Here is a 20,447-nt window from a genome sequence, read left to right on the forward strand (position 1 = left end):
TGTAATGCGACACCAGATCCATGACCTGCTGGCCCCGCTGCCCGGGACCGCACGACAGATCCACAGCTTCCACTTCGGCCCGGAGCAGGCCAAGGGCAAGGTCTACATTCAGTCTTCGCTGCATGCCGATGAACTGCCCGGCATGCTCGTCGCCTGGCACCTCAAGCAGCGCCTGACGGAGCTGGAAGCCGCCGGGCGCCTGCGCAGCGAAATCGTGCTGGTGCCAGTGGCCAACCCGGTCGGCCTCGAACAAGTGTTGATGGACGTGCCGCTGGGCCGTTACGAACTGGAGAGCGGACAAAACTTCAACCGCTGGTTCGTCGACCTCAGCGAGGAAATCGGCAATGCCATCGAGGGCAAGCTGAAGGACGATCCGCAGCACAACCTCGAACTGATCCGCAGCCATCTGCGCGACGCCCTCGCCCGCCAGACCGCCAGCACGCAACTGCAATCCCAGCGCCTGACCCTGCAACGGCTGGCCTGTGATGCGGACTTGGTGTTGGACCTGCATTGCGATTTCGAATCGGTGGTTCACCTTTACACTACGCCCGAAGCGTGGCCACAGGTCGAACCGCTGGCGCGTTATATCGAAGCGCAGGCCAGCCTGTTGGCCACCGATTCCGGTGGCCAGTCGTTCGATGAATGCTTCACCCTGCTGTGGTGGCAATTGAAGGAACGCTTCGGTGAACACTTCGAGATTCCGCTCGGCAGTTTCTCGGTGACCGTCGAGTTGCGCGGCCAAGGAGATGTCACGCATCCCATGGCCAGTCGTGATTGCCAGGCGCTGATCGACTACCTGATCCAGTCCGATGCGATCGTCGGCGAGACCAAACCGCAGCCACCGTTGCCGTTCCCGGCCACACCACTGGCCGGGGTCGAACCAGTGACGACGCCGGTTGGCGGCTTGCTGGTGTACACCGCCACAGCGGGACAATACCTGGAGGCCGGACAACAGATTGCCGAAATCATCGACCCGATCAACGACCGGGTTACCCCCATTCATTGCACCAGCGCCGGCGTGATGTACGCCCGTTCGCTACGGCGCATGGCCACGGCCGGCATGGTCATCGCCCACGTCGCGGGCGCTGAAGCCTATCGCAGCGGCTACCTACTTTCGCCTTGAGGATGTCTGTCCCATGTACAAACTGACCGTTGAAGGCCTGCACAAAAGCTATGGCGACCATCAGGTGCTCAAAGGCGTTTCGCTCAAGGCCAAGACCGGCGACGTGATCAGCCTGATCGGCGCCAGCGGCTCGGGCAAAAGCACCTTTTTGCGCTGCATCAACTTCCTAGAACAACCCAACGACGGCGCGATGAGCCTCGACGGCAAGGCAATCCGCATGGTTACCGACCGCCACGGCATGCACGTCGCCGACGCTGATGAACTGCAACGCCTGCGCACACGGCTGGCGATGGTGTTCCAGCACTTCAACCTGTGGAGCCACATGACCGTGCTGGAAAACATCACCATGGCCCCGCGCCGGGTGCTGGGTTGCAGCAAACAAGAGGCCGATGATCGTGCGCGGCGCTATCTGGACAAGGTCGGTTTGCCGGCGCGGGTGGCGGATCAATACCCGGCGTTCTTGTCCGGCGGCCAGCAACAGCGCGTGGCCATTGCCCGGGCGCTGGCGATGGAGCCAGAGGTGATGCTGTTTGACGAACCGACTTCGGCGCTCGATCCGGAACTGGTGGGTGAAGTGTTGCGGGTGATTCAAGGCCTGGCGGAAGAAGGCCGGACCATGATCATGGTGACTCACGAAATGAGCTTCGCCCGTAAAGTCTCCAGCCAGGTGCTATTCCTCCACCAAGGTCTGGTCGAGGAAGAAGGCGCACCAGAGGAAGTGCTCGGCAATCCGAAAAGCGAACGCCTGCGGCAGTTCCTCAGCGGCAACCTCAAGTAACGCCGTACACAATCCCCTGTAGGAGTGAGCCTGCTCGCGATGGCGTCATTACATCCAACACTGATGTGACTGACACACCGCTATCGCGAGCAGGCTCACTCCGACAAAAATCAAACTTGTCCTCCCGCTCCGTGGTCACTGGAAGAACACCTCCAGAGCGCGCGCAGCCCGCATGGCGAAATCCTCCGACCTCGCAAAAACCTGGTTCAGCGCTCGCGGCTGGAAGCCGTTCGCCTTTCAGAAACAGGTGTGGGCGGCGGTCAAACGCGGCGAATCCGGGCTGCTGCATGCCAGTACTGGCGCCGGTAAAACCTATGCGTTGTGGTTTGCGGCACTCAACCGCTTCGCCCGAGCCGCTCCCGTCGTTGAAACTTCACGCAAACGCAAACCGGTGGCTGAACCGCTGACCGTGTTGTGGATCACGCCGATGCGCGCCCTCGCCGCCGACACCGCACGCGCCCTGCAAACACCAGTGACGGACTTGCAGATCCCGTGGAGCATCGGCCTGCGCACCGGTGACACGAGCAGTAGCGAGCGTGCCCGGCAGAGCCGACGCCTGCCGACCACGCTGATCACTACCCCGGAAAGCCTGACCCTGCTGCTCGCCCGCGCCGACGCGCAAACGGCGCTGGCGACACTGCGCATGATCGTCGTTGATGAATGGCATGAATTGCTTGGCAACAAGCGCGGCGTACAGTTGCAACTGGCCCTCGCCCGTCTGCGTCACTGGCAACCCGAGCTGATTGTCTGGGGCGTGTCCGCCACACTCGGTAATCAATCCCACGCCGAACAGGTGCTGATCCCACAGGGCGGTGGCGTCAGCGTCCAGGGCCAGAACGAAAAAGCACTGGCGATCGACACTCTGCTCCCACCCACCCTCGAGCGTTTTCCGTGGGCCGGGCACATTGGTCTGAAAATGTTGCCGCAAGTGGTCGCCGAGCTGGACGTTTGCGCCAGCAGTCTGGTGTTCACCAACACCCGTGCGCAGTCGGAAATCTGGTATCAGGCACTGCTTGAAGCGCGGCCGGACTGGGCCGGATTGATCGCGCTGCATCACAGTTCTTTGTCGCGCGACACCCGCGACTGGGTTGAGCAGGCCTTGAAGGACGGGCTTTTGAAAGCGGTGGTGTGCACGTCCAGCCTTGATCTGGGGGTGGATTTCCTGCCGGTGGAACGCGTGCTGCAAATCGGTTCAGCCAAGGGCGTCGCCCGGTTGATGCAACGCGCCGGGCGTTCCGGGCATGCCCCGGGCCGCACCTCGCGGGTGACGCTGGTGCCAACCCACAGCCTTGAAGTGATCGAAGCCGTCGCCGCCCGTGATGCCGTGGAGCAGCGGCGCATCGAACCACGCCTGTCACCGCAAAAGCCGCTGGATGTGCTGGTGCAACATTTGGTCAGCATGGCGCTGGGCGGCGGATTTTTACCCGATGAGCTGTACGAAGAAGTCCGTGGCGCCTGGGCCTATCGTGACCTGACACTTGCCGATTGGGCGTGGGCGCTGGCTTTCGTACGCCATGGCGGGATGTCTCTGACGGCCTATCCGGATTACCGTCGAGTCGAACCCGACGAGCACGGCATCTGGCGCGTGCCCGATGCACGTCTGGCGCGACGGCATCGTATGAGCATCGGCACCATCGTCAGCGATGCGAGCATTCAGCTGAAATTCTGGAGCAAGGGCGGCGGTGGCAAGCAATTGGGCAGCGTCGAGGAAGGCTTTATTGCACGGCTCAAACCGGGCGATGGCTTTCTGTTCGCCGGGCGTTTGCTGGAACTGGTACGAGTGGAAAATATGACCGCTTACGTCAAACGCAGCACAGCAAAGAAAGCCGCCGTGCCGCGTTGGAATGGCGGGCGGATGCCGCTCTCCAATGAACTGGCGCAAGCAGTGGTGACGCGTTTCACTGCTGCCGCATACGCTGAGTTTTCCGGGCCGGAAATGCAGGCGTTACGCCCCTTGCTGGAGACTCAGGCGCGCTGGTCTGGTCTGCCCACGACCAACAATTTACTGGTCGAGGTGCTGAAATCCCGCGAAGGCTGGCACCTTTTCCTCTACCCGTTTGCCGGGCGTCAGGTGCATCTGGGGCTCGCCAGCCTGCTGGCGTGGCGTATCAGTCAGCGTCAGCCGGTGACATTCTCGATTGCGGTCAACGATTACGGTCTGGAGTTGCTCAGTGCCACCCCAGTGGATTGGTCGCAACAACTCGATGCCGAGCTGTTCAGTGCCGAGCACTTATTACGCGATGTCCTCGCCAGCCTCAACGCGGGCGAACTGGCCTTGCGGCGTTTCCGCGAGATCGCGCGGATTGCCGGGCTGGTGTTCTCTGGCTACCCCGGCGCGCCGAAAAGCACCCGTCAGGTACAGGCCTCCAGTGGCTTGTTCTTCGAAGTGTTCAAGCAATACGACGCCGACAACCTGCTGCTGGCTCAGGCTGGGGAGGAAGTCCTACGGGAAGAACTGGATATTCGCAGGCTGGAGCAGACACTGGAGCACATCAACCAGATGAATCTGGATGTGCATCAGATCAAACGTCCTACGCCGCTGGGGTTTCCCCTGCTGGTTGAGCGTATGCGCGAGAGCATGAGCTCAGAGAAACTTGCTGATCGGATCAGACGGATGGTCGGCGATCTGGAGCAATCTGCCGATAAGGGGCGTCGCGCATGAACGCGCCCTACCCTGTACGCCTGGCCGGTGAAGAACTGTGGCTGCTACCGGAAAAAGCTCTGTATTGGCCGGCGCAGCAGGCCCTGCTGATCGCCGACGTGCATTTCGGCAAGGCGGCCGCCTATCGCAGCCTCGGGCAGCCCGTCCCTCAAGGCACGACGGCGAGCAATATTGCGGTGATTGATCGATTGCTGGCGAAACTGCCCTGCCGGCAGCTGATATTCCTCGGTGACTTTCTGCATGGCCCCGGCTCCCACGCGGTTGGCACTCTGAACGCGCTGGCCGAATGGCGAGCGCGCCATATTGATCTGCCAATGACGCTGATTCGTGGCAATCACGACAAACGCGCTGGGGATCCTCCGGCGTCATTGAACATCCGCGTTGTGCCTGAACCGCTGCTACTCGGGCCGTTTGCCTTGCAGCACGAACCCGATCTGCATCCTGAACGGCACGTGCTCGCGGGGCATGTGCATCCGGTCTATCGATTGCACGGCAAGGGCCGGCAGCGTTTGCGGCTGGCATGTTTCAGATTAGGCGAGCGCATCAGCCTGATGCCCGCGTTTGGCGCGTTTACCGGTGGTTATCCGGTCGAGCGTGAAGACAGCTGCAGGATTTTCGTCATCGGCGATGACGAAATATGGCCAGTCAGTTGAAGTCTTGGCGGACTTCAACTGACTGGCCATGCATTTCCCTTCGGGATCAGGCAACAGGCGCCGGAGGCGGCTCGTCGGGCAGGGTCGGCTCACCCGGCTCGGTCGGTTGTTCGTTGGGGGTATCGGGATCAGGCTGGCCAGGAATTCCGCCTGCCATGCTGATGGACGGGTGTGCCAGCAAGGACCAGGCTAAAACGCCAACCTGATTGGGCTCAAGCCTTGCCAGTTCGGCAGTGATATGCGGATCGATCTTCATAGGGCACTCCTCGGCGAAGGCCCGTTTCGGCATAAGCAAAAACGGGCAGTACACTCCATAGAGTGCCTGCCCGCCAAAGAATTCCCGACATCTGCCGGATGGATGACTCAGGTACGCGGCAGCGTCACGCCACGCTGGCCCTGGTACTTGCCGCCGCGATCCTTGTAGGAAACTTCACATTCCTCGTCGGATTCAAGGAAAAGCATCTGCGCCACACCTTCGTTGGCGTAGATTTTCGCCGGCAGGTTGGTGGTGTTGGAGAACTCCAGGGTCACGTGACCTTCCCACTCAGGCTCGAGCGGCGTCACGTTAACGATGATGCCGCAGCGCGCGTAGGTGCTTTTACCCAGGCAGATGGTCAATACGTTGCGCGGAATACGGAAGTACTCGACGGTGCTGGCCAGGGCGAAAGAGTTTGGCGGGATGATGCAGACGTCGCTGTGGATGTCGACGAAGCTGCCCGGGTCGAAGTTTTTCGGGTCGACGATCGACGAGTTGATGTTGGTGAACACCTTGAAGTGGTTGGTGCAACGCACGTCGTAACCGTAGCTCGACACACCGTAGGAGATCACTCGGCTGTCGTCGCTGCCGCGCACCTGGCGCTCGACGAACGGTTCGATCATGCCGTGTTCCTGCGCCATGCGGCGAATCCACTTGTCCGATTTGATGCTCATGGCGGGTGTCCTGAATAGCGAGGTGGAAAAATTCTGTCCGGCATCTTACCGGGCGCGCCGCCACGTTCAAAGTCCGGCCTGCAATTCTCGCCGATCCCCCATGATTTACGCAGTCTGGCGACGAACCGTCACACCGCCGATCCTTAAAACAGAGAAACCTTCGCAAGAAGCATTGGCACGTCCCGGAAAAAGGGTTAAGGTGGCGCCACTGTGCTGCTTGTGTCACTGAGAATCTCTACACGATATGTTGAATTTCGATCCAACCATCTACAAGAATTTTTCCTGCTCTTTGCACTCAGTCTCGGCCAGGGTTCTTCCTGCGTCGCAGTTATCTTTGTTCAAGGAGTTACACCATGTCTAATCGCCAAACCGGTACCGTTAAGTGGTTCAACGATGAAAAAGGCTTCGGCTTCATCACCCCACAATCCGGTGACGACCTGTTCGTTCACTTCAAAGCTATCCAATCCGACGGCTTCAAAAGCCTGAAAGAAGGCCAACAGGTTTCTTTCATCGCTACCCGCGGTCAGAAAGGCATGCAAGCTGAAGAAGTACAAGTTATCTAACTTGTAGCTTCTTTAGAAAAGAGCCCCGCCCTTAAAAGCGGGGCTTTTTTGTGGGCGCTGGTTTTTCAGGCGCAAAAAAAGATCGCAGCCTGCGACGCCTCCTTCTGCAGGAGTTGCCGCAGGCTGCGATCTTTTTGCTTGTGCCTTACCAGGCCACGCCAAACCCTGCGGTGTAACGGGTCTTGTTCAAGTCTGCGTCATTGGTGCCACTGATGATGTCGCGCTCGGCCTTGAGGTTGAGCGAGGCCCAATCGGTGACCTTGTAGCGCAGGCCCATCTCGGCATCCAGCGCGTAGTTGGCCACATCGGACAGCGGCTTGCCGATTTCACCATTGGTGAAGAACTCGACTTTCTTGCCAATCAGGTAGCGGTTGTAATCCCACTTCATGGCCACGGAATAGAAGTTGTCCTTGCTGCCATCGCGATACTCGTAATCGGTGCGGTTGAACAACGAGCCCAGCGAGAATGCACCCAGTTCATCATCCCAGAACTGGTAGCCGGGACCGGTACCGACCACGCGCTGACGCGACAGCTCTTCAATGTGGTCGCGCTTATAGTTCAGACGACCCTGCCAGAACCATTGATCGGTAAGGAAGCGGTCGAGTGCGTATTCAGCACGCCAGTTGTCGGTGGTGGTTTCGTCGTCCTGCACTTCGCGGTTGTACTCGCCCTCAGCGGTATGACGCCAGCGGCCATGACGCGCCGAGGTCTTGAAGCCGACGTCGTAGTCATCGGTGTCCTTCTCCGCGCGCTGATAGTCCAGCGCCAAGTCGACATTGCCCTTCCATACCAGATCCTCGACCACGGGTTTCGGTTTGAGAATCTGCTGAATGCTCGCCAGCTCAACGGTTTTCGGCGCTTCACCGTTGGCGAGGGTGACTTTGCCATCTTCGGCGGCCGTCAGCGACTTGGAAACTTCACCGCTGTAGGCATCCTGCTTGACCAGCAAGTGCTGATCACTGTCCAGCGTCTTGACCTCTTTCCAGTCAATCGTGACCGCACCGGCATATTTGGTCTGGATCAACAGCTTGCCGCCATCGAACACGGTGATGGTGCCGCTCAACTTGTCACCGTTCTTCAACCAGACGGTGTCGGCAAGCAGGGGCGTGGACGCACTGAAAACAGCAAGGCACAGCAAGGTTCTGGACAACATAAGCGAATCGAAGGCTCAAGTTTGCGAAAAAGGGGTCGGCATTATCTGTAGGAAAAGTTCCCTGACAAGGACTGACCGGACTATTTCTATTGAGTTCATTTCTCATCTGCCCGATGAGGGATTACGCTTAAGGCAATCAGACGATCAAGTTCAGGAACCGTGCACGTGACAGACCCGATCCACGAAGGCGACAGCGAAGCGCAAATCCGACGCACGGCGCTCTACTCGACCCTCGCCCAAGTGCCCGAAGGCAAAGTCGTCAGCTATGGTCAACTGGCTGATCTTGCCGGGTTGGGGCGCGCCGCCCGCTGGGTCGGGCGCACCTTGAGTCAATTGCCCGGCGATACCAAGCTGCCCTGGCACCGTGTACTGGGTGCCGGCGGACGCATCAGCCTGCCGGTGGGCAGCCCATCCGGGGATGAACAACGGGCGCGTTTACGCATGGAAGGCATCACCGTCCTGAACAATCGTGTGGATATTCAGCGCCATGGCTGGCGTCCGGTAGAGCACAGCGGTTAGAGTGCGCGCTTTGTTTCCGCAATCTTGAGGCAGACTTCAGCCCATGCCCCGTAAAACCTGGCGCGCCGCGCTCGCCGCCTATGCCAGTCCTTCGACGCTCGTGCTGTTGTTGCTGGGTTTCGCCGCCGGCCTGCCGTACATGCTGGTGTTTTCAACGCTTTCCGTCTGGCTGCGTGAAGCCGGTGTGGCCCGTGAAACCATCGGCTATGCCAGCCTGATCGGCCTCGCCTACGCGTTCAAATGGGTCTGGTCACCGCTGCTCGATCAATGGCGTCTGCCGTTGCTGGGCAAACTTGGCCGTCGCCGCTCGTGGCTGGTGCTCTCGCAGGTACTGGTGATTCTCGGGCTGATCGGCATGGGTTTCTGTGATCCGCAGAAGCATCTGTCGTGGTTGATCGCCATCGCCGTTGTCGTCGCATTCGCCTCCGCCACTCAAGATATCGCGGTGGATGCCTATCGCCTGGAAATCGCCGAAGACAACCGCCAGGCCGCCCTCGCCGCCAGTTACATGTCCGGTTATCGTGTGGCGGCACTGCTGGCGACTGCCGGCGCCTTGTTCTTCGCCGAAGGCTTTGGCTCTACCGGCTTCAACTATCAGCATTCGGCCTGGGCCGGCACTTACGCGCTGTTCGGCGCACTGATGATTCCAGCGCTGCTGACCACGCTGCTGATGCGCGAACCGCCAGTGCCGCTGCGCACACAACTGCAGGCCGGGCGCTATACCTTCATGCATCAACTGATGTCGGTGTTTGTACTGATCATCCTGCTGGTCTCTGTGCCGGCGATGTTCACCCAGCTCTACAACACCGACTTCGCCAGTGTGCTGTTCGGCGGAATGAGCCCACTGGATCTGCTGCTCGAAGACCGCGCCTTCCTGCGCGCCATTCTCTATACGCTGCTCACCGGCCTGTGCCTGTCGACCATGGGTCGCCGCGGCCTCGCACCGGTGCTGACGCCGGTCAACGACTTCATTCTGCGCTACCGCTGGCAGGCGCTGCTGCTGCTCGGCCTGATCGCCACCTATCGGATGTCGGACACAGTCATGGGCGTCATGGCCAACGTGTTTTACATCGACCAGGGTTTCACCAAGGATCAGATTGCCAGCGTCAGCAAGATCTTCGGCCTGATCATGACGCTGGTCGGCGCGGGCATGGGTGGTCTGCTGATCGTACGCTTTGGCATTCTGCCGATCCTGTTCATCGGCGGCGCGGCCTCGGCGGCCACCAACCTGCTGTTCGTGATGCTCGCCGACATGGGCCCGAACCTGCAGATGCTGGTGGTGACCATTTCCCTCGACAACTTCAGCTCGGGCCTCGCGACGTCGGCATTCGTTGCCTATCTGTCGAGCCTGACCAACCTGAAGTTCTCCGCCACGCAATACGCCCTGCTCAGCTCGATCATGCTCCTGCTGCCGCGCCTGATGGGCGGGTATTCCGGGGTCATGGTCGAGAAGTTCGGATATCACAGCTTCTTCCTGATTACCGCGCTGCTTGGCGTGCCGACGCTGGTGCTGATTGCTTTGCACTGGTTCCAGGAAAGCCGCCGCGAAGGCCCGACACCCACGCCCGAACCGGTGCCGACGCCGGTCGCGGAAGAGTCGTAAGACAAATCGCCAATGGCGGGAGGAATCCCGCCATTGGACCCCACCGCCGGCCACACTTCTGTACGTCAGCAAAACTCGCCGGTACACTGCTCCGTCATTTCCAGTTCTAGCAACCGACAACGGCCAACCATGCGCACCAGTCAATTTTTGCTCGCCACACAGAAAGAAACGCCTTCCGACGCGGTCGTGATCAGCCACCAGCTGATGCTGCGCGCCGGCATGATCCGCAAACTTGCCTCGGGCCTGTACACCTGGCTGCCCATGGGCCTGCGAGTCATGCGCAAGGTTGAAGCCATCGTTCGCGAAGAGATGAACGCCGCCGGCTCTCTGGAAGTGTTGATGCCGAGCACCCAACCGGCCGAACTGTGGCAGGAATCGGGGCGCTGGGAAGAATACGGCCCTGAGCTGCTGCGCATCAAAGACCGCCACGGTCGCGACTTCTGCGCGGGCCCGACCCACGAAGAAGTGATCACCGATCTGATGCGCAACGAGTTGAGCAGCTACAAGCAGCTGCCAATCAACCTGTACCAGATCCAGACCAAATTCCGTGACGAAATCCGTCCACGCTTCGGTTTGATGCGCGGCCGCGAATTCATCATGAAGGACTCGTACTCCTTCCACGCGGATCAGGCGTCGCTGCAGATCACCTATGACCGCATGCATGAAGCCTACTGCAACATCTTCACGCGTCTGGGTCTGAAATTCCGCCCGGTTGAAGCCGACAACGGTTCGATCGGTGGTGCCGGTTCGCACGAGTTCCACGTACTGGCCGAATCCGGCGAAGACGACATCGTTTTCAGCAACGGTTCCGACTACGCGGCGAACATCGAGAAAGCCGAAGCCGTGCCACGCGAAACCTCGCGCGCTGCTGCGACTGAAGAGCTGCGCCTGGTCGACACGCCAGACACCAAGACCATCGCGGCGCTGGTGGAAAAATTCAATCTGCCGATTGAAAAGACCATCAAGACCCTGATCGTACACGCCGAAGAAGCAGGCAAGCTGATTGCCCTGATCATCCGTGGCGACCACGAACTCAACGAAATCAAGGCTGCCCAGCAGCCAGGCGTTGCCAACCCGCTGGTCATGGCTTCCGATGCCGAACTGCGCGATACCATCGGCGCCGGCGCGGGCTCCCTCGGCCCGCTGAACCTGCCGTTGCCGATCATCATCGACCGCTCGGTCGAGCTGATGAGCGACTTCGGTATCGGTGCGAACATCGACGACAAGCACTACTTCGGCGTGAACTGGGAGCGTGATCTGCCGGTTCCGACCGTGGCTGACCTGCGCAACGTCGTGGCCGGCGACCCAAGCCCGGACGGCAAAGGCACACTGGAAATCAAACGCGGCATCGAAGTCGGGCACATCTTCCAGTTGGGCAACAAGTACAGCAAGGCGATGAAGTGCGAAGTGCTGGGCGAGAACGGCAAGCCAGTGACCCTCGAAATGGGTTGCTACGGCATCGGCGTTTCCCGCGTGGTGGCGGCTGCCATCGAACAGAACAACGACGAAAACGGCATCATCTGGAGCGACACCCTGGCGCCATTCCAGATCGCCCTGGTACCGCTGCGTTATGAAACCGAGCTGGTTCGCGAAGCCACCGACAAGCTGTACGCCGAACTGACGGCCGCGGGCTTCGAAGTGCTGCTGGACGACCGTGACAAGAAAACCAGCCCGGGCATCAAGTTCGCGGACATGGAGCTGATCGGCATTCCACACCGGATCGTGGTCAGCGACCGCGGCCTCGCCGAAGGCAACCTGGAATACAAGAGCCGCACCGAAGGCGAGGCGCAAGCCCTGCCGGTGGCTGACGTATTGTCCTTCCTTCAGGCCCGTATCCGCCGCTGAAACCAGATAGAGACGTCATGTTCAAGCGAAACACCTTAGGCCTCGGAGGCGCCACCCTGTGTGGCGCCCTGCTGGTCAGCGGCTGTGCCAATCACATGTCACAGCGCAGCGAGCACGAAGAGCGGGTCGAGCGAAAGTTGCTCGATCACAGCCTGCAGATCGATGTCGGTGAGCCTAAGGAGCTTGAGCTGCCGCAGCGACGCGTGAAGATCAACGAGCAAAAGACCTTCGAAGTCACTGAGTTCGAAGTCACTCGTCGTTACGATCGCTACACGCCTTACCAACCCTGGCGCGAAATCTACGAGATTCCTCTGGGCGCGGTGGCGGTGGTCGGTGGCGTCGGCGCGAACGTGGTCAACGTCTTCGCCCTTGGCAATCTGCCGGACAGCGTGACCAAGGACTGGCTGAGTTATGGCTTCGCCGGGCTCAACCCGTTCATGAACGTGCAGTCCAACGGTCGTGCGCAACAGAACCTGGCCGGGATCGATGAAGTCCAGCGCGACAAGCGCACGGAGTATTCGAGCCTGCCGTGGAGCGAGCGTCCGGTGCAGGTCAGGGCCGGCAAGCAGACCTTCGACATGACCACCGATCGCAACGGTGTGCTGCGCCTGAACCTGCTGGACAGTCCGTTTGCCGAAAATGACCTCAATCATGTCGGCAAACTGCAGATCAGCGTCGAAGACGCCAAGGATGACGTGCATTCCGACTCATCCCTGTTGATCAGCAGCCACCTGCGCGGCAAGTTGCTGGAAGCGCACGGGCTGATTTACGACGATCTGGAAGATGATGAAGTGAGCCAGTGGGTTCACCGGGTCAAACGCCTGTCCGAGCTGGGTCTGGAAGAAGAAGCCAGCGAACTGGAACAAAGCCTGATCGAACTGACGCGTAACGATCCTGAGTTGCAGACTGAGTTTCTCAAGTCTTTGACCAAGGATGCCGGACGTCTGGTGGCGGATCCGGGACCGAATTAAGCCTAATTAAAAGATCGCAGCCTTCGGCAGCTCCTACAGGGAACGCATTCCAATGTAGGAGCTGCCGCAGGCTGCGATCTTTTGACTTTAACGCTCAAACAACTCCATCTGCTCAAACCCGCCGCGCAAATCCTCCAGCCTCACCCCAACCCCAAGCAACCGCACCGGTTTGCCGCCGCGATTGAACGCCTGCGTCAGCATCAACTGATAACTGCCCAAATCCCGCCCTGCCCCGGCCTGCTCCAATGTGGTCTGGGTAAAGTCGTGGAATTTCACTTTGACGAATGGCTTGCCCGGCCGATAACTGCTGTCGATTCGGGCCATGCGGGTTTTCAGGGTTTCCAGAAGCTCCGGCAACTTGTCCAGGCAACTGCGCAAATCCGGCAGGTCGACATCGTAGGTATTTTCCACACTGATCGACTGACGACGACTGTCGTTATGCACCAACCGGTCATCAATCCCACGGGCCAGACTCCAGAGCCTCTCGCCAAAACTGCCGAATTCGCGCACCAGCGCCAGCTTGTCCCACTCGCGCAACTGCATGCAGTCAACGATACCCAGCCTGCCCAGCTTGTCGGCAGTGACCTTGCCGACGCCGTGCAACTTGCTCACTGGCAAGCCGCTGACAAAATCCTCGACCTGATCCGGGGTGATCACGAACAAACCGTTGGGTTTTTTCCAGTCGCTGGCGATCTTTGCCAGAAACTTGTTCGGCGCCACGCCAGCAGAAACAGTGATGTGCAGTTGATTGGAGACCCGGCGGCGAATGTCCTGGGCGATGCGCGTGGCACTGCCGCCGAAATGCGCACTGTCCGACACGTCGAGGTAAGCCTCGTCCAGCGACAGCGGCTCAATCAGGTCGGTGTAATCGGCGAAGATCGTGTGGATTTCCTTTGAGGCCTCGCGATAAGCGTCCATGCGCGGTTTGACGATGGTCAGATCCGGACACAGCTTGAGGGCATGCCCCGACGACATCGCCGAACGTACGCCATAGGCTCGCGCCTCGTAGTTGCAGGTAGCAATCACCCCGCGCCGATCCGCCGAACCGCCGACTGCCAATGGCTTGCCAGCCAGGCGCGGGTCATCACGCATCTCGATGGCGGCGTAGAAACAGTCACAGTCGACGTGGATGATTTTTCGCTGAGTCATGTCAGAAAAGGAAACGTGGCGAGCCGGATCGGCAGTATCTCACTGACAACTGTATATAGCACCAGTAGTGCCGAATGTTCTTTTCCATGTGTAGGAAAAGGCCGATGAATTTATTTTCTCAATCGAAAATGCACAACCAATAGAGCTGAAAGCCTTGCCCCACCTGCCCTGCGCTCCTTTCAAGCACTCTAAAAAACCGCTAACCGATTGAACCTCAACAGATTTTATCCAGATTGAAGGTTGACACCCCGGCGATCCTCTGTAGAATGCCGACACACAGACGCGGGATGGAGCAGTCTGGTAGCTCGTCGGGCTCATAACCCGAAGGTCGTCGGTTCAAATCCGGCTCCCGCAACCAAACATCAAAAAAGGCTACTCGAAAGAGTGGCCTTTTTTGTGCGCGTCAGTTTTGTCGACAGCTTCTTTATAGGAGCAGTCGTCAAACAGGAATTCTTTGCATTTCCGAAACTTAACGTGTCACCTGCGACCGTTTGACGCGATTTCACACTTATTTGACCCTTTACGGGATTAGCGGTTGACACCTCGCCGTTCGCCTGTAGAATGCCGCCACACAGACGCGGGATGGAGCAGTCTGGTAGCTCGTCGGGCTCATAACCCGAAGGTCGTCGGTTCAAATCCGGCTCCCGCAACCAAACATCAAAAAAGGCTACTCGAAAGAGTGGCCTTTTTTGTATCTGTGGAAAAAGTCCTTTCGCAACAATGATCTGTCACTGTGCAGTGAATCGTCCAGGATCATCAGACCTGCCGAGTTGCGACTATGCTTGAGTCGCGGACAAGGCGTCTGCAATCCATGACTGCCCTCGCCGAGACCCGACGAGAGGCGTAGTATTTTGTGATTATTTTTTTCTACAGGGATTGGTAACTTGGCTGGATACCTCCATCCTGTCGCGCACAATCCAAGAGGTGATTGATGCGCGCCAACTCGTCTGATCCACAAGACACCGTCACAGCGGAACATCCGATCAAACCCGAGCGCTTGCGCTTGCTGGATCGGTTGAGCAAATACCGTCAGCCCATCGGGCTGGGGGTCACGTTGCTGTTGTTCGCCATTGCGCTGATTGCCTGTCGTCACCTGCTCGCCGAACTCGATCTCGATGCCTTGCACGACTCGATTCTCGACGTGCCGAAACCCGCCCTGCTCGGCGCGTTCGGTGCAACCGTGGTCGGCTTCATTATTCTGCTCGGCTATGAATGGTCGGCCAGCCGCTATGCCGGCGTGACATTGCCACCGCGCACGCTGGCCCTCGGCGGCTTCACCGCGTTTGCGATCGGCAATGCAATCGGCCTGTCGCTGCTGTCCGGCGGTTCGGTGCGCTACCGTTTATATGCACGCTTGGGCGTGGGCGCTTCGGAAGTCGCGCACATGACCTTGTTCGCCAGCCTGTCGCTGGGTTGCGCTCTGCCGCCGCTGGCCGCACTCGCTACCCTCAGCGACCTGCCCGCCGCCTCTCAGGCGCTGGGCTTGTCTGAAGGCTTGCTCGGCGCCGTTGCTGCGGCTGTGCTTGTGCTGGGCGCAATCCTGATGATCGGCATCTATCGCCGTCGCCTGCCGGAACAACCGTATCGTGACAACCTGCTGGTCAGGGCCGGCCGTCGCACCTTGCGCCTGCCGGGTCGCCGCTTGACCTTTCTGCAACTGGTCATCACCGCCCTCGACGTTGCCGCTGCCGCTACCGTGCTTTATCTGTTGCTGCCCGAAGCGCCGCCGTTTGGCGCGTTCCTGCTGGTGTACCTGCTGGCCCTGGCCGCCGGCGTACTCAGCCACGTCCCGGGTGGCGTCGGTGTGTTCGAAGCCATTCTGCTGGCCGCTTTCGCCGACAAACTCGGTGCCGCGCCTCTCGCCGCTGCGCTGTTGCTGTATCGCCTGATCTATGTGGTGCTGCCGTTGTTGGTGGCTTGCGTATTCCTGCTGATCAACGAAGGCCAACGCCTGTTCCAGACCCAGACCATGCGCGCAGCGTCCGGTCTGGCCGCGCCGATTCTGGCGGTGCTGGTGTTCCTGTCCGGCGTGGTGCTGCTGTTTTCCGGTGCCACCCCTGAAATCGACACACGTTTGGAGCACATCGGTTTCCTGATCCCGCATCGTCTGGTCGATGCTTCGCACTTCGGCGCCAGCCTGATTGGCGTGTTGTGTCTGATGCTGGCTCAGGGCCTGCGTCGGCGCCTGTCGGCCGCGTGGATGCTGACAACCATTCTGTTGCTGGTAGGTGCCCTGCTCTCTTTGCTTAAAGGCTTCGACTGGGAAGAAGCGACGCTGATGACACTCACCGCGGCATTGCTCGGTGTATTCCGTCGCTCGTTCTATCGCCCGAGTCGCTTGACCGAACTGCCGTTCTCGCCGCTGTATCTGGTGGCCAGCCTGTGCGTACTCGGTGCCTCGACCTGGCTGCTGCTGTTCGCCTATCAAGACGTGCCTTACAGCCATCAACTGTGGTGGCAGTTCACCCTTGATGCTGACGCTCCACGTGGCCTGCGTTCGCTGCTCGGTGCCGCGGTACTGTTGCTGGTGATTGCCCTGACCTGGCTGCTGCGTACCGCCCGTCCGGTCATTCATCTGCCGACGCCTGACGAACTCGATCGTGCGGCGAAGATCCTGATGGCTTCCTCGCAACCCGACGGTGGCCTCGCGCTTACCGGTGACAAGGCGTTGCTGTTTCACCAGAACGACGAAGCGTTCCTGATGTACGCCCGCCGTGGCCGCAGTCTGGTGGCGCTGTACGACCCGATCGGCCCCGGCCAGCAACGCGCCGAGATGATCTGGCAGTTCCGCGACCTGTGTGACATCCATCACGCCCGCCCCGTGTTCTATCAAGTGCGCGCAGAAAACCTGCCGTACTACATGGACATCGGCCTGACCGCGATCAAACTCGGCGAGGAAGCCCGAGTCGATCTGGTGCGCTTTGACCTGGAAGCCAAGGGCAAAGAGATGAAAGATCTGCGTTACACCTGGAACCGTGGCACCCGCGACGGCCTGTCGCTGGAGATCCATGAGCCAGGCCAGGCGCCGATGGATGAGCTGAAAGTGATTTCCGATGCTTGGCTGACCGGCAAGAATGTGCGCGAGAAAGGCTTCTCCCTCGGCCGTTTCAGCGACGATTACCTGAAGCATTTCCGCATCGCGGTGATTCGCTTCGAAGGTCGCCCGGTGGCGTTCGCCAACCTGCTCGAGACTTATAGCCATGACCTGGCCAGTCTCGACCTGATGCGTGCTCACCCGGACGCCCCCAAGCTGACCATGGAATTCATGATGGTCGGCCTGATTCAACACTATAAGAGTCACGGATACGCGCGCTTCAGCCTGGGCATGGTGCCGTTGTCGGGGTTGCAACCCCGGCGTGGTGCACCGCTGACCCAGCGCCTGGGTTCGATGGTTTTCCGCCGTGGTGAGCAGCTGTACAACTTCCAAGGCTTGCGCCGCTTCAAAGACAAGTTCCAGCCTGACTGGGAACCTCGTTATATGGCTGTGCCCGCCGGACTCGATCCGCTGGTGGCGCTGGCCGACACTGCTGCCCTGATCGCGGGCGGCTTGACTGGATTGGTGAAACGCTGATGATTCAACGCTCCCTGAAGTACATCCTGGCCGCACTGATCGTGCTGGCCGTGATTGCCGGCGGCGGTTACTGGTACCTCAAACGCCCGGCACCGGAACCGACCGTCGAACAGCTCAACCCCGCTGACGGCGCCGCCATGACCCGCGTCATTCCCGGCACCAAGGCCAAGGCCCAAGTGCTGATCGCGGTTAATGACGACCAGAAACTCAGTGAAAAACAACTGACCACCCTGAGCCGCAGCGCTTCGGCGCAACTCGTTCAAGTGATCCTGCCCAAGGACTGCCTGCTGCAAAGCCGCGCCCTGCAATCAGGTCTGCGTGAACTGAATGGCCCGGCCACATTGGTCAGCGGCATCGGCCCGGGCGCGGTGCTGGCCTGGCGCTGGTTGTCGGAGCAGAAGGACGACAAGGCCCAGGCCGTCTCCGTCGACCTGGCTCTGGAAAAGGGTGGCTGCACCCACCTGCTGCCAAAATCCGCCGCCCACGGCCATTGGCTGGTGGCGTGGAACGACAACCCGGACGACGCCAGCGCAGGTTTCGTGCGCGATCAACCGAACGCCGAAACCAGCATCAGCGACTACGACATCAACCTGCCGCAAGTGCTGAACAACGAACTGCGCAAGATCCTCGTCGGCGGCGACAAGGCCAACGGCGGTCTGGCGATCCCGGTGGTTGAAGTCCCGGCCGGCCAAGCCAAAGACACCGTGACCCTGTTCCTCTCCGGTGACGGCGGCTGGCGCGACCTCGACCGCGACGTAGCGGGCGAAATGGCCAAGATTGGCTACCCGGTGGTCGGCATCGACACCCTGCGCTACTACTGGCAGCACAAGAGCCCGGAACAAAGCGCACTGGACCTGACCGAACTGATGCAACACTACCGGCAGAAATGGGGCACCAAACGCTTCATCCTCACCGGTTACTCATTCGGTGCCGACGTTCTGCCGGCAATCTACAACCGCCTGCCGGACACCGAGCAGCAACGCGTAGACGCAATCATCCTGCTGGCCTTCGCCCGCACCGGCAGCTTCGAAATCGAAGTCGAAGGCTGGCTGGGTAACGCCGGCAAAGAAGCCGCCACCGGACCTGAGATGGCCAAGCTGCCACCGGCCAAGGTCGTGTGCATCTACGGTGAAGAAGAGACCGATGAAAGCGGCTGCACGGACAAGACTGCCGTTGGCGAGGCAGTAAAACTGCCTGGCGGCCACCACTTCGACGAGAACTACCCGGCGCTGGCCAAGCGTCTGGTGGACTTGATCGAGAAGCGTCAGAGCAAGGACTCGGTCGCCGAAGAGTGATCTGAGCCGCACCCACAAAAAGCCCCCGCAACTTCACGGTTGCGGGGGCTTTTTTACATCTCGGACGATGAACCCATTCCCCTGTAGGAGTGAGCCTGCTCGCGATAGCGGAGTGTCAGCCACCTATTTGCCAACTGACACACCGCTATCGCGAGCAGGCTCACTCCTACAAGGGAACTGCATATCCGACGTGTAGTTTTGTTTACTTCCAGTCTCGCAATATCAGATGACGCCCACAGACCTTGTAGGCAAACTCCGAAACTCGTGTTTGGACGCTCTGCCGCTCTATTGCGCTGTTTTTTGACGGGATACTCTCCGAACGTCGCTGACCCATTCAGCGATCGGGTGTGGTAACCCGGCTAGGCAAAGTGCAACAGTGCCTCCATCACGACATCAGACGTTCCTTACGCCTGTAATTCGCTGTCATGGCAGCTGTACGTGGGAGACCTTCGGGTCTGCCGGTTTCTTTGCTCTCCCGGTTTACCACCCTGCGTACAGCTGCCACCCATTCGTGTGGTAACGAATGAGGCAGCTCCTCGTTTTAAGGAGCAAAACAATGAGCAAAGAAAGTCCGTCATCGCCTTCAGACCTTACAACCATCGGCCTCACCCCTTTCCTCTACAACTCCGATCAAGCGTTCTTCAACGTCCGCTGCGGCATCCCGATCATCGATGCCCTGTCCCAATCCTCCGACCTGCTGTACCTCGCAAAATCCTTCGCCGAAGATGCGGCATTCATCAAAGACACCGACCGCCACGCTTGGGCTGCGCATTACCTGACAGTCATGGGCAAGGCTTTGCTTGATGATGTGATTCAGACACTGACTCCTCGTCCTCCGCGAACAAAGGCTGAATCTGAATTAGATGCACCCGAGAGCATGTAAAAGCGCAGGCACAAAAAAGCCCCCGCCAGTTGAAAAACCGGCGAGGGCTATCTTTTAATTGGGTTAGGCACATTGATCAGATTCGACGCTCGGCGGCGTCGTAAACCTCTTCATCTCGCCGCACCCCAACTGCGACGATCAACACCTGAATCGCCCTGCCATTGACCCGATAAACAATGCGCGTGTCGCCCGTGCGAATCCTGCGACATCCGGCAAGGCTAGCTCTGAGCGGTTTACCAGATTTTTCTGGCTCACCATTAATAATCCGCTCTTCAATGACATCAAGAATCCGGTTGGCTGCCGCAGATCCCAATTGATCCAGATCTCCTTGGACTTCCGGATGATAAATCACTCCCCAAACCATCCAGCACTCCCTTAGTCCTTCCTGGCATACCTGGCCCGCATATCGTCATGGCTGACCGCCTGGGCCGGATCAAAATTGATCAATCTCTCCCGGGCTGCCGCTTCGATGCGCAGGTTCTCGAGTTCATCCAGCATCTCTTGATAGGCCTGCACATTGATGATGACAGCTGCCGGTTGATTGTCTTTGAAGATGACCAGACGCTCAGTTGCACGACTGGAGATCTCCTTGAGCTTCGCACTGAAGCTCCTGACCATGGCAGTGACGGAAATTGCCTGGTCAGCGCGTTCTAGTAATGCCGTCATAAATACCTCTCACTCGCTTGCTGCTGAGCACAATAATGCACAGAGTATTGCGTTCAATTAAACACAGTGCAACTTCCTGTTTC

18 protein-coding genes and 2 tRNA genes are annotated in these 20,447 nt (G+C 59.4%); 14 read left to right on the forward strand and 6 right to left on the reverse strand.

What is annotated here, in order from left to right:
• Positions 1–4: 4 nt before the first annotated feature.
• The 4 genes from JFT86_RS24635 to pdeM all read left to right on the forward strand — a co-directional run bounded on the left by JFT86_RS24635 (position 5) and on the right by pdeM (position 5,216).
• A complete protein-coding gene (locus tag JFT86_RS24635; protein WP_201238829.1) occupies positions 5–1,123 on the forward strand; it encodes a succinylglutamate desuccinylase/aspartoacylase family protein in 1,119 nt (372 codons plus the stop codon).
• Between the two features lie 13 nt (positions 1,124–1,136).
• Positions 1,137–1,901, forward strand: coding sequence for an ATP-binding cassette domain-containing protein (locus tag JFT86_RS24640; RefSeq protein ID WP_201238830.1), 765 nt, complete (start codon positions 1,137–1,139; stop codon positions 1,899–1,901).
• 172 nt (positions 1,902–2,073) lie between these two features.
• On the forward strand, positions 2,074–4,563 hold the full coding sequence (locus tag JFT86_RS24645) for a ligase-associated DNA damage response DEXH box helicase (RefSeq protein ID WP_201238831.1): 2,490 nt from the start codon (positions 2,074–2,076) through the stop codon (positions 4,561–4,563).
• Complete coding sequence (gene pdeM, locus JFT86_RS24650; protein WP_201238832.1) at positions 4,560–5,216, forward strand: ligase-associated DNA damage response endonuclease PdeM; 657 nt, start codon at positions 4,560–4,562, stop codon at positions 5,214–5,216. Before JFT86_RS24645 ends, pdeM begins: the two co-directional genes overlap by 4 nt.
• 46 nt (positions 5,217–5,262) lie before the next feature.
• Here the strand turns inward: pdeM and JFT86_RS24655 are convergent, their stop codons facing one another.
• Both JFT86_RS24655 and dcd read right to left on the reverse strand, forming a co-directional pair.
• Positions 5,263–5,472, reverse strand: coding sequence for a hypothetical protein (locus JFT86_RS24655; protein WP_201238833.1), 210 nt, complete (start codon positions 5,470–5,472; stop codon positions 5,263–5,265).
• 107 nt (positions 5,473–5,579) lie between these two features.
• Complete coding sequence (dcd, locus tag JFT86_RS24660) at positions 5,580–6,146, reverse strand: dCTP deaminase (protein ID WP_201238834.1); 567 nt, start codon at positions 6,144–6,146, stop codon at positions 5,580–5,582.
• 353 nt (positions 6,147–6,499) lie between these two features.
• On the opposite strand from dcd, the gene JFT86_RS24665 reads away from it, so the two are divergent.
• Positions 6,500–6,709, forward strand: a complete 210-nt coding sequence (locus JFT86_RS24665; protein ID WP_002554837.1) for a cold-shock protein — start codon at positions 6,500–6,502, stop codon at positions 6,707–6,709.
• A 145-nt stretch (positions 6,710–6,854) separates the two neighbouring features.
• Here JFT86_RS24665 and JFT86_RS24670 read toward each other — a convergent pair whose 3' ends face one another.
• A complete protein-coding gene (locus tag JFT86_RS24670; RefSeq protein WP_201238835.1) occupies positions 6,855–7,862 on the reverse strand; it encodes a DUF481 domain-containing protein in 1,008 nt (335 codons plus the stop codon).
• 165 nt (positions 7,863–8,027) lie between these two features.
• Between JFT86_RS24670 and JFT86_RS24675 the strand changes: the two genes are divergently transcribed.
• The 4 genes from JFT86_RS24675 to JFT86_RS24690 all read left to right on the forward strand — a co-directional run bounded on the left by JFT86_RS24675 (position 8,028) and on the right by JFT86_RS24690 (position 12,800).
• Entirely contained in the window at positions 8,028–8,381 is a 354-nt protein-coding gene (locus tag JFT86_RS24675) for an MGMT family protein (RefSeq protein WP_201238836.1), read from the forward strand.
• Positions 8,382–8,424: 43 nt separating this feature from the next.
• Complete coding sequence (locus tag JFT86_RS24680) at positions 8,425–9,984, forward strand: AmpG family muropeptide MFS transporter (RefSeq protein WP_201238837.1); 1,560 nt, start codon at positions 8,425–8,427, stop codon at positions 9,982–9,984.
• Between the two features lie 129 nt (positions 9,985–10,113).
• Positions 10,114–11,829 carry a proline--tRNA ligase gene (locus JFT86_RS24685; protein ID WP_201238838.1) on the forward strand — a complete coding sequence of 572 codons (1,716 nt, stop codon included), beginning with the start codon at positions 10,114–10,116 and terminating at the stop codon, positions 11,827–11,829.
• A gap of 17 nt (positions 11,830–11,846) precedes the next feature.
• Positions 11,847–12,800 (forward strand): hypothetical protein, encoded by a 954-nt coding sequence (locus JFT86_RS24690; RefSeq protein WP_201238839.1) that lies wholly within the window; start codon positions 11,847–11,849, stop codon positions 12,798–12,800.
• 87 nt (positions 12,801–12,887) lie between these two features.
• On the opposite strand, the gene dinB is transcribed toward JFT86_RS24690, so the two are convergent.
• Positions 12,888–13,949 carry a DNA polymerase IV gene (dinB, locus tag JFT86_RS24695; protein WP_201238840.1) on the reverse strand — a complete coding sequence of 354 codons (1,062 nt, stop codon included), beginning with the start codon at positions 13,947–13,949 and terminating at the stop codon, positions 12,888–12,890.
• A gap of 281 nt (positions 13,950–14,230) precedes the next feature.
• Between dinB and JFT86_RS24700 the strand changes: the two genes are divergently transcribed.
• The 5 genes from JFT86_RS24700 to JFT86_RS24720 all read left to right on the forward strand — a co-directional run bounded on the left by JFT86_RS24700 (position 14,231) and on the right by JFT86_RS24720 (position 19,698).
• A tRNA-Met gene (locus JFT86_RS24700) sits at positions 14,231–14,307 on the forward strand.
• Between the two features lie 218 nt (positions 14,308–14,525).
• Positions 14,526–14,602 (forward strand) — tRNA-Met (locus JFT86_RS24705).
• 278 nt (positions 14,603–14,880) lie between these two features.
• On the forward strand, positions 14,881–17,520 hold the full coding sequence (mprF, locus tag JFT86_RS24710) for a bifunctional lysylphosphatidylglycerol flippase/synthetase MprF (protein WP_201238841.1): 2,640 nt from the start codon (positions 14,881–14,883) through the stop codon (positions 17,518–17,520).
• Positions 17,520–18,815, forward strand: a complete 1,296-nt coding sequence (locus JFT86_RS24715; protein ID WP_201238842.1) for an AcvB/VirJ family lysyl-phosphatidylglycerol hydrolase — start codon at positions 17,520–17,522, stop codon at positions 18,813–18,815. Before mprF ends, JFT86_RS24715 begins: the two co-directional genes overlap by 1 nt.
• Positions 18,816–19,371: 556 nt before the next feature.
• Positions 19,372–19,698 (forward strand): DUF3077 domain-containing protein, encoded by a 327-nt coding sequence (locus tag JFT86_RS24720; protein ID WP_201234703.1) that lies wholly within the window; start codon positions 19,372–19,374, stop codon positions 19,696–19,698.
• Positions 19,699–19,774: 76 nt separating this feature from the next.
• Here the strand turns inward: JFT86_RS24720 and JFT86_RS24725 are convergent, their stop codons facing one another.
• Positions 19,775–20,062, reverse strand: a complete 288-nt coding sequence (locus JFT86_RS24725) for a type II toxin-antitoxin system RelE/ParE family toxin (protein WP_201234705.1) — start codon at positions 20,060–20,062, stop codon at positions 19,775–19,777.
• An 11-nt stretch (positions 20,063–20,073) separates the two neighbouring features.
• A complete protein-coding gene (locus JFT86_RS24730) occupies positions 20,074–20,364 on the reverse strand; it encodes a Phd-YefM (RefSeq protein WP_064393110.1) in 291 nt (96 codons plus the stop codon).
• Between the last annotated feature and the right edge of the window lie 83 nt (positions 20,365–20,447).

It is taken from the genome of Pseudomonas sp. TH06, from assembly GCF_016651305.1.
GTDB lineage: Bacteria > Pseudomonadota > Gammaproteobacteria > Pseudomonadales > Pseudomonadaceae > Aquipseudomonas.